The organism is Citrobacter sp. C348, from assembly GCF_047467975.1.
Taxonomy (GTDB): Bacteria; Pseudomonadota; Gammaproteobacteria; order Enterobacterales; family Enterobacteriaceae; genus Citrobacter; species Citrobacter gillenii.
The window spans coordinates 67291-78429 of record NZ_JASJUJ010000015.1; the positions used below are offsets into that span (position 1 = coordinate 67291).

The 11139-nt window shown below is 53.3% G+C and carries 9 protein-coding genes and 3 tRNA genes; 3 read left to right on the forward strand and 9 right to left on the reverse strand.

Going from position 1 to position 11139, the window contains the following annotated elements; genetic code table 11:
* Nucleotides 1–203: 203 nt before the first annotated feature.
* The 5 genes from miaA to nnr are packed head-to-tail and all read right to left on the reverse strand — an operon-like array spanning nt 204 to nt 6345.
* Complete coding sequence (gene miaA / locus QNN86_RS22080; RefSeq protein ID WP_181618472.1) at nt 204–1154, reverse strand: tRNA (adenosine(37)-N6)-dimethylallyltransferase MiaA; 951 nt, start codon at nt 1152–1154, stop codon at nt 204–206.
* Nucleotides 1147–3003, reverse strand: a complete 1857-nt coding sequence (mutL, locus tag QNN86_RS22085) for a DNA mismatch repair endonuclease MutL (RefSeq protein WP_181618471.1) — start codon at nt 3001–3003, stop codon at nt 1147–1149. Before mutL ends, miaA begins: the two co-directional genes overlap by 8 nt.
* A gap of 9 nt (nt 3004–3012) precedes the next feature.
* Nucleotides 3013–4347 (reverse strand): N-acetylmuramoyl-L-alanine amidase AmiB, encoded by a 1335-nt coding sequence (gene amiB / locus QNN86_RS22090; protein ID WP_182270558.1) that lies wholly within the window; start codon nt 4345–4347, stop codon nt 3013–3015.
* Between the two features lie 17 nt (nt 4348–4364).
* Complete coding sequence (tsaE, locus tag QNN86_RS22095) at nt 4365–4826, reverse strand: tRNA (adenosine(37)-N6)-threonylcarbamoyltransferase complex ATPase subunit type 1 TsaE (protein ID WP_096758592.1); 462 nt, start codon at nt 4824–4826, stop codon at nt 4365–4367.
* Nucleotides 4816–6345 carry a bifunctional ADP-dependent NAD(P)H-hydrate dehydratase/NAD(P)H-hydrate epimerase gene (gene nnr / locus QNN86_RS22100; RefSeq protein WP_414212339.1) on the reverse strand — a complete coding sequence of 510 codons (1530 nt, stop codon included), beginning with the start codon at nt 6343–6345 and terminating at the stop codon, nt 4816–4818. The genes tsaE and nnr overlap by 11 nt, the downstream gene beginning before the upstream one ends.
* Between nnr and queG the strand changes: the two genes are divergently transcribed.
* Nucleotides 6344–7483, forward strand: a complete 1140-nt coding sequence (gene queG / locus QNN86_RS22105; RefSeq protein ID WP_115259624.1) for a tRNA epoxyqueuosine(34) reductase QueG — start codon at nt 6344–6346, stop codon at nt 7481–7483. The genes nnr and queG overlap by 2 nt on opposite strands.
* 269 nt (nt 7484–7752) lie before the next feature.
* On the opposite strand, the gene QNN86_RS22110 is transcribed toward queG, so the two are convergent.
* The 4 genes from QNN86_RS22110 to orn form a co-directional block, all read right to left on the reverse strand.
* A tRNA-Gly gene (locus QNN86_RS22110) sits at nt 7753–7828 on the reverse strand.
* Between the two features lie 36 nt (nt 7829–7864).
* Nucleotides 7865–7940 (reverse strand) — tRNA-Gly (locus tag QNN86_RS22115).
* Nucleotides 7941–8097: 157 nt separating this feature from the next.
* Nucleotides 8098–8173, reverse strand: a tRNA-Gly gene (locus QNN86_RS22120).
* Between the two features lie 196 nt (nt 8174–8369).
* On the reverse strand, nt 8370–8915 hold the full coding sequence (gene orn / locus QNN86_RS22125) for an oligoribonuclease (protein ID WP_096758595.1): 546 nt from the start codon (nt 8913–8915) through the stop codon (nt 8370–8372).
* Nucleotides 8916–9021: 106 nt separating this feature from the next.
* On the opposite strand from orn, the gene rsgA reads away from it, so the two are divergent.
* Nucleotides 9022–10074 carry a small ribosomal subunit biogenesis GTPase RsgA gene (gene rsgA, locus QNN86_RS22130; protein WP_170972982.1) on the forward strand — a complete coding sequence of 351 codons (1053 nt, stop codon included), beginning with the start codon at nt 9022–9024 and terminating at the stop codon, nt 10072–10074.
* Between the two features lie 92 nt (nt 10075–10166).
* On the forward strand, nt 10167–11135 hold the full coding sequence (gene asd / locus QNN86_RS22135; RefSeq protein ID WP_096758597.1) for an archaetidylserine decarboxylase: 969 nt from the start codon (nt 10167–10169) through the stop codon (nt 11133–11135).
* Nucleotides 11136–11139: the final 4 nt, after the last annotated feature.

Sequence of the window (11139 nt, forward strand, 5' to 3'; positions counted from 1 at the left end):
TTTTCCTTATATGCTTATTTGTACTTAATACGCTTCATCCTTCAGGTTGCCTCTGCGTTAGCTCCGTTTGTTCACCCCGGTCACTTACTTGAGTAAGCTCCTGGGGTTCACTCTCTCGCTGCCTTGATGCAACTAGAATGATTTTGCGTATTGAACCTTATGGTTCTGAAAAATTGCGCACGATACGTTTCAATTGTACACATTCAATTCGCGATAGCACCAACAACCTGTAATACTTCGTTTCGCGCCTGGTCAGGCTTTTCACTGTCAAGCCAGTGCACCCCTTCCCAACCACGCAACCAGGTTACCTGCCGCTTCGCCAACTGCCTCGTGGCGCAAACACCTCTATAAACCATTTCATCGTATGAAATTTCGCCTTCAATGTACGACCACATCTGGCGATACCCAACACAACGAATGGAAGGCAAATCCGTATGCAAATCTCCTCGGGCAAAAAGCGCCCGGACTTCTGCTTCAAAACCTGAAGCTAACATCTGATGAAAACGCTGCTCAATTCGCTGATGGAGCAGTTCACGGCTCGCCGGGGCGATTGCAAACTGATGCACCTGATACGGCAAAGCATCTCCTGACGTTTGCGTCAGCTCCGTTAAAGTTTTACCCGAAATGAAAAAAACTTCCAGTGCCCGGGAAAGTCTTTGCGGATCATTTGGATGAATCCGCGCCGCAGCAACTGGATCGATCTCCTGAAGCTGTCGGTGTAACGCATCCCATCCACGCTCTGCCGCCTGCTGCTCAATGTTGGCCCTGACCTCCGGATCCGCCGACGGTAACGGCGACAACCCTTCCAGCAAGGCTTTGAAATATAACATTGTGCCGCCCACTAACAGCGGAATTCGTCCCGCTGCGGTGATATCGGCCATCTCGGCTAGCGCATCACGACGAAAATCCGCCGCGGAATACGCCTGCGCTGGATCGCGAATATCCAGCAGTCGATGCGGCGCAGCCTTTAACTCTTCAGCATCCGGCTTAGCTGTACCGATATCCATCCCCTTGTAAATAAGGGCGGAATCAACGCTTATCAACTCTACTGGCAAAACTTTACGCAATTCAATTGCTAATGCCGTTTTACCGGAGGCCGTTGGCCCCATCAAAAACAGTGCCTTTGGCAGGCTCGCCTTACTGGTATCACTCATGTTTCAGGGCGTTCATTACCGAATGTAAATCAACAGGTTGTAACAGACCACCCGGCGGCGCCTTCACTAATTGTGGGCATAGCCGCTCAACATCCGTTAACAGCGTAATGGCCTGAGCCATACTCCACTGCGGATGTTCACTCATGACGTTGCGCGCAATCCACTGTGCAATATCGCCAGATTCGGATACGGACTGCAGCGCCAGGTAGCCTATCAGTTCAGGAATCAAGATTTGTAAATTTTGTTGGCGTAAGGGTAAAGGCACCGCTCGGATGGTCACATGCTGCGCATCCAGTTGAAATTCAATGCCCAACTCAGCCAACTGACTCTGTGCATTTTCCAGTGCCTTCTTCTCATCATCGGTCACTTTCAAACGCAAGGGGATCAGTAACGGCTGGGCGCAGACGGGTCCTTGCGCTGGCGTTAACTGCGCCTGACGCAGCCAGCGCTCGGCCACCGGCAACGCCAGCAGGCGAATATGACCGTCACATTCCAGTAATGCACAGTCAGCCCCCACGATCGTCAATACACGACCAAAACTTTGGCTATTTCCGGTAAGCGGTGCCGCGGGTGTTTCAGGCATCGTGGTTTTATGCGTTGGCGCAGGTGTCTGCAGCAGTTGCTGATAAACTTCCCCCTGCTGCTTTTGATACCCAGGCTGAGCATGAGGCCAACTGGCACTCGCCTGACGGCCACCACCACCGCCTGCCGATACGGAATAACGCGGTGTAGCCGGTTCACGCGCGGGGGCGGGTTCGGCAAAGTGGTTTCGTCCAGCCGCAACCCGGTTCTCCGGGATATGCCTTGGCGCAGGCGTGTCGTCATCGGCCAACGGCAGCGACGTTTCAAGCTGCTGTTGCAATACGCTCAGCACCCCCTGATAGATAAAGTCATGCACCAGTCGGGACTGATGGAAACGGACTTCATGCTTGGCAGGATGCACGTTAACGTCCACCTGATGCGGGTCGATTTCCAGGTACAGGACAAACGCTGGCTGTTGATCGGCCCCAAGTTTGTCTTCACAGGCCTGACGGATAGCATGGTTGATCAGTCGATCGCGCATCATACGGCCATTCACATAGCAGTACTGTATTTCGGCCAGCGCCGCCGTGGTGTGATTCGGGTCAGCGACCCAGCCACGCAGCGTTAAATCGCCATGCTGCCACTCAATCGCCAGCGCATGCTCCAGAAACGGCGTGCCGCAAATCGCGCCCAGACGACGCTCTTTCTGCCCATCGGCGGCGACTGCGCGGTACTGACGCACCATTTTACCGTTGTGCGATAAATTTATGGTCACATCAAAACGCGCCAGCGCAATGCGGCGGATAATCTCGTCGATATGGTTAAATTCGGTTTTCTCGGTGCGCATGAACTTACGCCGTGCTGGCGTGTTGTAGAACAGATCCAACACTTCCAGCGTGGTGCCCACCGGATGTGCGGCAGGTTTAATCGTCACATCCATATCGCGCCCTTCGGCATAGGCCTGCCAGGCTTCGGATTGTTCTTGCGTACGTGACGTCAGGGTTAAACGAGAGACCGAGCTGATGCTGGCCAGCGCTTCCCCGCGAAATCCGAGGCTAACAATAGCTTCGAGATCGTCAAGGGAGGCAATTTTACTGGTCGCATGACGCGCCAGCGCCAGCGCGAGCTCGTCTTTTTTAATGCCGCAGCCGTTGTCACGAATACGGATCAGCTTGGCGCCACCACGTTCGATATCAATATCAATGCGCGTTGCACCCGCATCGATACTGTTTTCTACCAGTTCTTTAACCACTGACGCAGGCCGTTCTACCACTTCACCTGCGGCAATTTGGTTCGCCAGCTGTGGCGGTAGAACCTGAATTGGCATGGCTAATCCTTAATTGGTTAACGTGTCGCCCGGCGAGATGGCGCTGGCAGTTTGCGCCGGTGCGCCCTGTGGCCCGGTTTGCATCGGATGCGACTGGAAGTAATGACGCAATCCTTTGTAAATCGCCTCGGCCAGTTGCTGCTGATAATCATCGCTCGCCAACAAACGTTCTTCGCTGTTGTTACTGATAAAGCCGGTTTCAACCAGCACAGACGGGATATCCGGAGAACGCAATACGCCAAGGCTGGCGTGCTCCGGGCGGCGCTTATGCATCGAACCAATGCGCTCCAGCTGGCCGATCATACTGGTTGCCACATCATACCCTACACGCTGTGAATGACCGAACTGCAGGTCCAGCACCGCCTGACTCAAATACGGGTCGGACTGACTGTTGGCCAGCACATCACCCGCACCACCCAACAGCTCCGATTGCTTCTCGTGCTGTTCCAGCCAGCCAGCCATTTCAGTGTTGGCTCGACGGTTTGACAACACCCAAACGGAAGCACCCGTGGCATCCCGGTTGGGTGCCGCATCAGCATGAATGGAGACCAGGAAGTTGGCATTTTGTTTACGCGCCACGTCAGAACGGCCCATCACCGAGATGAAGTAATCGCCGTCACGAGTGAGTACGCCCTTAAACATCGGATCGTCATTGAGCAGACTGCGCAGCTTACGCGCGACGGCGATGGTGACGTTTTTCTCACGCGTGCCGCCAGGACCAATCGCGCCAGGATCTTGTCCACCGTGCCCGGCATCAATCGCAATGACCACTTTATCGCCATTATTGTTGCTCACCGCCCGAGCGGCAGGCCGCGTGGCCGTATTACTGTTGATGACGGCTGTCGTGCGATTATTTTCCGTTTTAAACGGGTTACGCGCAGGTTCTGACGGACGCGGAGCGACAACGGGTGCTTCAACGCGCTTCACCACCACAGGAGGTGGCGGTGGCGGCGGAGGTGCATCAGCATTGATGGTAAACACCACGGTATAGTTACCGCCGTTTTGCCGTTTTACAGCGGCGGCTTTTCCGTTCTCGGTTAAATCGACAACCAGTCGCAAAGACTGTGGATCGTTCGGTGTACCCGCACGGATGGCCTTAACCAGGTTATTACCGCTAAACAGCAGCGGCAGTCCCTGAATCACGCCGGTTTGTTTAATATCCAGCGCAACGGTGCGCTTCCCGTCCTGCGAAACAGCATATTCAGGCTCGCCAATAAAACTGAGCGTAATCCGCGCCTGTTGTTCGCCGTTAGAAACCTGAAGATCGGAAAGGCTGGCGGCCCCTGCCTGCGCGCACAGCAGGACCAGGGTTGCCATCAGCCAATTTCTGATGCGATAAATCATCCCGCCACCCTTTAAGGTTATTCGGCTAAACGCGCCAGCAATAAATTACCCGATGAGGAGACGGCACTTACGCGCGCCTCTCGACCTTGCGCCTGGTATTCGATGTGTATTTCGACGTCCGGGTCCGGGAGCACACCTTTACCTTGTTGTGGCCATTCCACCAGGCAAATTGCATCATTGGCAAAATAATCACGGATCCCCATAAATTCGAGCTCCTCGGGGTCCGCAAGTCGGTACAGATCGAAGTGATATACCATTAAATTTTCAAGCGAATAGGGTTCGACCAGCGTATAGGTGGGGCTTTTTACATTGCCTTTATGACCTAGCGCCTGCAGGAATCCCCGGCTGAAGGTGGTTTTACCCGCGCCTAAATCGCCGTACAAATAAATAACCGTTGCGCCGTCACAGGCCTTCGCGACCCGCAGTCCCAGGTCTAATGTCGCCTGTTCATCCGGTAGCGGAATTACTCTATTCATCATGATAAACGTCAATCACATCAGGGTTAACAATACGCTGTAGCGTGGTAAAGAGATCTGTCGCCAGCATGCCGCGCGTACCAAATCGCGCCGCCAGCACATCCGCTGCCGCGCCGTGCGCCACACATCCCGCACACGCAGCATCATACGGGGTAAGCTTCTGTCCGAGCAATGCGCCAATGATTCCGGAAAGGACATCACCCATACCGCCGCTGGCCATTCCTGCGTTACCGGCATCGATAATGGCTAATGCATTGTGCTCCGAGGCCACTACCGTACCCGCTCCTTTCAGCACCACCACACCTCCGTACCGTTTTACCAGACGTTGTGCAGAAAGTAAGCGATCGTCTTCAATTTCTGTAATGGAGCAGCCCAACAGTCGCGCAGCCTCGCCCGGATGCGGCGTGATCACGCGATTGTGACGTTTATCGGGATTGATTGCCAGCAGGTTAAGCGCATCGGCATCCCACAGCATCGGTTTGCGAAAATTCTCAACTTTTTGCAGTGTTTTTTTTCCCCACTCTTGCTGCCCAAGTCCGGGACCGATGACCACGACATCCGCCCACACCAGACTTTCCTCCACCGCGCGAGGCGTCAACTCATCGACCATCAGTTCCGGACGGGCGGTCAGGATCGGTGCAATATTTTCACTGCGCGTGAGCACCTTAACCAATCCGGCACCAGCGCGAAGCGCCGCTTCACCGGCCATGCGTATGGCGCCTGCTGTGCCATAGTCACCCCCGATGATCGCCAGTCGACCATGGTCACCTTTGTGCGATGTTGCGCGGCGTGGTGTCAGCCAGCATCTAAGCTGTGAGGCATCAACGCGCTGAATGGGCGCGTCCTGCCCCGCCAGCCAGACATCCAGCCCGAGCGCGTTAAAATGGATACGCCCTGTGACATCACGCGCTTTGCCCGTGATCAGACCGGGCTTCAATGCAATAAAGGTCACTGTATGGGCAGCATGAATCACCGCTCCGGGCGTTCCCCCCGTCTGCGCCAGCAGACCGGAAGGAATATCAATAGCCACTGTGGGAGCAGAATGCGCATTCGCCTGTTTGATTAATGTCGCCAGTGGGTCGCGAGGTGCATGTTTTAAGCCGGTGCCGAGCAGCGCATCGATAATCACATCCACCTCTTGCGGCCAGATAATATCCGGGGCGTGGATAACGCCACCTGCGTTCAGCCAGGCATGACGAGCATGTTCTGCCTCCTGTGGGAGCGGTTTGTCGCTTTCTTGCGCTAATAGCGTGACGTGAATCCCCGCGGCTTTGGCAAGTCTCGCCACGACATAGCCGTCGCCGCCGTTATTACCGTGGCCACAGAGCACCAGCCAGTGCCGAGCGGCAGGATATGCATTGCGAGCAACCTGGAACGCCGCCTCTCCCGCACGTTGCATCAGCTCATACAGCGTCAGCCCAAGGCTGTCTGCCGCCTCATGTTCCATCCGTTTGATGTCATCGGCGTGCCAGATGGAGTGTGGTATACTTGCGGGGTTTTTCTTCATTGTATGGTCCGTCATGTCAGAGCCCCTCGATCTCAATCAGTTAGCACAAAAAATTAAGCAGTGGGGGCTGGAACTTGGCTTTCAGCAGGTCGGTATTGCCGATACAGACCTTAGCGAAGCCGAACCCAAACTGCAGGCCTGGCTGGATAAACAATACCATGGCGAAATGGACTGGATGGCCCGTCACGGCATGATGCGCGCCCGCCCCCACGAGTTATTACCCGGAACTTTACGCGTCATCAGCGTACGGATGAATTATCTCCCCGCCAACGCCGCGTTTGCCAGCACGCTAAAAAATCCGTCGCTGGGCTACATCAGCCGTTATGCACTGGGCCGTGACTACCATAAGCTGCTGCGTAACCGTTTAAAAAAGCTGGGAGAGTTGATCCAGCAGCATTGCGTTTCGCTGAATTTTAGACCTTTTGTCGATTCTGCGCCCATTCTGGAGCGTCCGCTGGCGGAAAAAGCCGGGCTTGGCTGGGTTGGTAAGCACTCACTAATTCTTAGCCGTGAAGCCGGGTCATTTTTCTTCCTTGGTGAACTGCTGATCGATTTACCGCTTCCTGTGGATCAGCCTGTAGAAGAAGCCTGCGGTAAATGCGTGGCCTGTATGACCATTTGCCCCACGGGCGCCATCGTTGAACCCTACACCGTTGATGCCCGCCGCTGTATTTCCTATCTCACGATCGAACTGGAAGGTGCTATCCCGGAAGAGTTTCGCCCACTGTTGGGCAACCGAATCTATGGCTGCGATGACTGCCAGCTCATTTGCCCCTGGAATCGCTATTCGCAGCTCACTGTAGAAGATGACTTTAGCCCACGTAAACAACTGCATGCCCCGGAACTGATTGAGCTGTTTGGCTGGAGCGAAGCGTGGTTTTTAAAAGTGACGGAAGGTTCGGCTATTCGTCGCATCGGACACCTGCGTTGGTTGCGAAATATCGCCGTCGCGCTGGGAAATGCCCCGTGGGATGAAACCGTAATAAATGCGCTGGAAAATCGCAGAGGTGAGCACCCACTTCTCGACGAGCACATAGAATGGGCGATTGCGCAGCAGATTGAGAAAAGAAATGCCTGCGTGGTTGAAGTCCAGTTACCAAAGAAACAGCGACTGGTCAGGGTGATTGAAAAAGGTCTGCCGCGTGATGCTTAAGTCATCCACAGCTTGTGTATAAAAATAAAAACACATTGATATTCAAGAAGGAAAAAATCGTCAAGTGATCACATTAACAATTTGAAATGATAATTAATTCATTAAACTCAAATAGTTATAAAGATACTATTCACCAGGCGAAGTTTTTTGCATTCCAGGAATATTACTCTGACCTGTGGATAAGTCTGTTTACAAGAGTATGTCAAAGACAAAAGAAAACAGCCCCAACGCGATTATTCGTTGTGGATATGTTTATTGAGATAAGAATTTGGAGCGGGAAACGAGACTCGAACTCGCGACCCCGACCTTGGCAAGGTCGTGCTCTACCAACTGAGCTATTCCCGCTTGGGTGGTGCGTATCTTGCGATACTTTTCAAATTTTGGAGCGGGAAACGAGACTCGAACTCGCGACCCCGACCTTGGCAAGGTCGTGCTCTACCAACTGAGCTATTCCCGCTTAATCTTCGTCTTTCGAAACGCTACTGCGTTGGCTGCCTTCATTCACCTTAGTCACTTACTCAAGTAAGTTCCCAAGGATTCATTCAGTTGCCGCCTTGTCGCAATTCGAAATCCTGCGATTGGTGGTCTGTGCTTAGAAAGCACTTTTCAAATTTTGGAGCGGGAAACGAGACTCGAACTCGCGACCCCGACCTTGGCAAGGTCGTGCTCTACCAACTGAGCTATTCCCGCAAATCTGTACTGCTTTTGTTGCTGTCGTAACGCGTAAATCTCTGTCGTTACGGGAGGCGCATTATACGAGAAATTCGTTTAGCTGCAACCCCCTTGAATACGATTTTTTTGAAAACTCGTTCAAGTGATTACTTTACAATCAAGCTGGACAATTTAGCGTCAAAAAGCCGGTGACGCAAGCCACCGGAGAACAAAATCAAAGCTTAATAAAATGCTCACGGTAGTAAGCCAGCTCAGCGACGGACTCACGAATGTCGTCCATCGCCTGGTGTGTCCCCTGCTTCGTGAAGCCATCGAGGATCTCCGGCTTCCAGCGACGGGCCAGCTCTTTCAACGTGCTAACGTCCAGATAGCGATAATGGAAATACGCTTCCAGTTCCGGCATGTATTTAAACAGGAAACGACGATCCTGGCCGATGCTGTTGCCACAAATCGGGGATTTCCCCGCCGGAACCCACTCTTTTAAAAATGCCAGCGTCGCCAGCTCCGCTTCACGATCGCCCATGGTGCTCGCCTTCACGCGCTCCACCAGACCACTTCCGGTATGCGTACGCACGTTCCAGTCATCCATTAGCGCCAGCTGCGCGTCGGACTGGTGGACGGCAATCGTCGGTCCTTCAGCCAGAATATTCAGATTGGCGTCAGTCACCAGCGTCGCGATCTCAATAATGCGATCGCGCTCGGGATCCAGACCTGTCATCTCCAGATCGATCCAAATCAGGTTGTTTTCATTGCCACTCATGCTATTTTCCACCCTTCAGACGTCACATTCAGTGTGACTATATTCATCTAAAATTGCGTGTATCATAAATGTTTTGCCCATCATGGGCGACCAGGAGTCAGTACGATTGAGTAAAAATAAACTCTCCAAAGGCCAACAGCGCCGCGTGAACGCCAATCACCAGCGTCGTCTTAAAACGTCCACGGAGAAGCCCGACTACGACGACAACCTGTTTGGCGAGACCGCTGAAGGTATTGTTATCAGCCGCTTTGGCATGCATGCCGACGTGGAGTCTGCCGACGGCGATGTCCACCGTTGCAACATCCGTCGCACAATTCGTTCGCTGGTAACCGGCGATCGTGTAGTCTGGCGTCCAGGTAAGGCCGCAGCCGAAGGCGTGAACGTTAAAGGGATCGTTGAAGCGGTACATGAACGTACCTCGGTGCTAACGCGTCCGGACTTTTATGACGGTGTAAAACCCATTGCGGCCAACATCGACCAAATCGTCATTGTCTCAGCCATCTTACCCGAGCTGTCACTCAATATTATCGACCGATATCTGGTTGCCTGCGAAACGTTGCAGGTTGAGCCCATTATCGTACTCAACAAAATCGATCTGCTCGACGATGAAGGCATGGTCTTCGTGAATGAGCAGATGGATATCTATCGCAATATTGGCTATCGCGTGTTGATGGTCTCCAGCCATAAAAAAGACGGCCTGCAGCCGCTTGAGGAAGCGTTGACCGATCGCATCAGCATTTTTGCTGGTCAATCAGGCGTGGGCAAATCCAGCCTGCTCAATAACCTGCTCGGCCTGCAGAAAGAGATCCTGACCAACGATGTCTCCGATAACTCCGGTCTTGGGCAACACACCACCACGGCCTCTCGCTTGTACCACTTCCCGCACGGCGGTGACGTCATCGACTCCCCCGGCGTACGTGAGTTTGGGTTGTGGCATCTTGAGCCGGAACAAATCACCCACGGGTTTGTCGAATTCCATGACTTCTTAGGTCATTGCAAATACCGCGACTGTAAACATGATACGGATCCAGGCTGCGCTATCCGCGAAGCAGTAGAGAAAGGGGCTATCGCCGAAACTCGGTTTGAAAATTATCACCGTATCCTCGAAAGCATGGCGCAGGTAAAAACGCGTAAAAACTTTTCTGATACGGACAACTGACAACTAAGCTAAGCATCGCTAGAATCGTCCCCCTTTTTTCAGGATCCGGCCCGCATGCCGGATCGGGAACAAATTATGGCCTGGAGGCTACCTTGTTAAACTCATTTAAGCTTTCGCTACAATACATTCTGCCGAAACTATGGCTCACTCGCCTGGCGGGTTGGGGTGCAAGCAAACGAGCTGGATGGCTAACTAAACTGGTTATCGATCTGTTCGTGAAATATTACAAGGTCGATATGACAGAGGCGCAGAAGCCGGATACCGCCAGCTATCGCACCTTTAACGACTTCTTCGTGCGCCCACTGCGTGACGATGCCCGCCCAATTAATACCGACCCGAATGTTCTGGTTATGCCAGCTGACGGCGTGATTAACCAGTTGGGGAACATCGAAGAAGACAAACTGTTGCAGGCCAAAGGGCACAGCTACAGCCTTGAAGCACTGCTGGCAGGTAACTACCAGATGGCGGACAAGTTCCGTAACGGAACGTTTGTCACGACGTACCTCTCACCGCGTGATTACCACCGCGTACATATGCCGTGTAACGGTATCCTGCGGGAAATGCTGTACGTGCCCGGCGATCTTTTCTCGGTCAACATTCTGACCGCGCAAAACGTGCCCAACCTTTTTGCCCGTAACGAACGTGTTATTTGCCTGTTTGACACTGAATTTGGCCCGATGGTGCAAATTCTGGTCGGTGCAACCATCGTCGGTAGCATCGAAACTGTCTGGGCTGGCACCATCACGCCACCGCGTGAAGGCGTAATTAAGCGTTGGACATGGCCTGAAGGTGAAAGTGAAGGTTCAGTGGCGCTGCTGAAAGGCCAGGAAATGGGCCGCTTTAAGCTTGGTTCAACCGTCATCAACCTGTTTGCGCCAGGCAAAGTTAATCTGGTCGAGCAGTTGCAGGATCTTTCGGTCACCAAAATCGGTCAACCGATGGCAATCTCTACCGAAACGTTCGTGACGCCAGAGGCCGAACCCGCCCCGCTTGCGCAAGACGAGATCGAAGCAGAACACGCTGCCAGCCCGCTGGTTGACGACAAAAAAGACGAAAGTTAAACAT

What these genes read in the sequence shown, in the direction of transcription:
- miaA (WP_181618472.1), bottom strand. Translation starts at nt 1,154, where the DNA reads ATGAGTGATACCAGTAAGGCGAGCCTGCCAAAGGCACTGTTTTTGATG.
- mutL (WP_181618471.1), bottom strand. Translation starts at nt 3,003, where the DNA reads ATGCCAATTCAGGTTCTACCGCCACAGCTGGCGAACCAAATTGCCGCA.
- amiB (WP_182270558.1), bottom strand. Translation starts at nt 4,347, where the DNA reads ATGATTTATCGCATCAGAAATTGGCTGATGGCAACCCTGGTCCTGCTG.
- tsaE (WP_096758592.1), bottom strand. Translation starts at nt 4,826, where the DNA reads ATGATGAATAGAGTAATTCCGCTACCGGATGAACAGGCGACATTAGAC.
- queG (WP_115259624.1), top strand. Translation starts at nt 6,344, where the DNA reads ATGTCAGAGCCCCTCGATCTCAATCAGTTAGCACAAAAAATTAAGCAG.
- nnr (WP_414212339.1), bottom strand. Translation starts at nt 6,345, where the DNA reads ATGACGGACCATACAATGAAGAAAAACCCCGCAAGTATACCACACTCC.
- orn (WP_096758595.1), bottom strand. Translation starts at nt 8,915, where the DNA reads ATGAGTGGCAATGAAAACAACCTGATTTGGATCGATCTGGAGATGACA.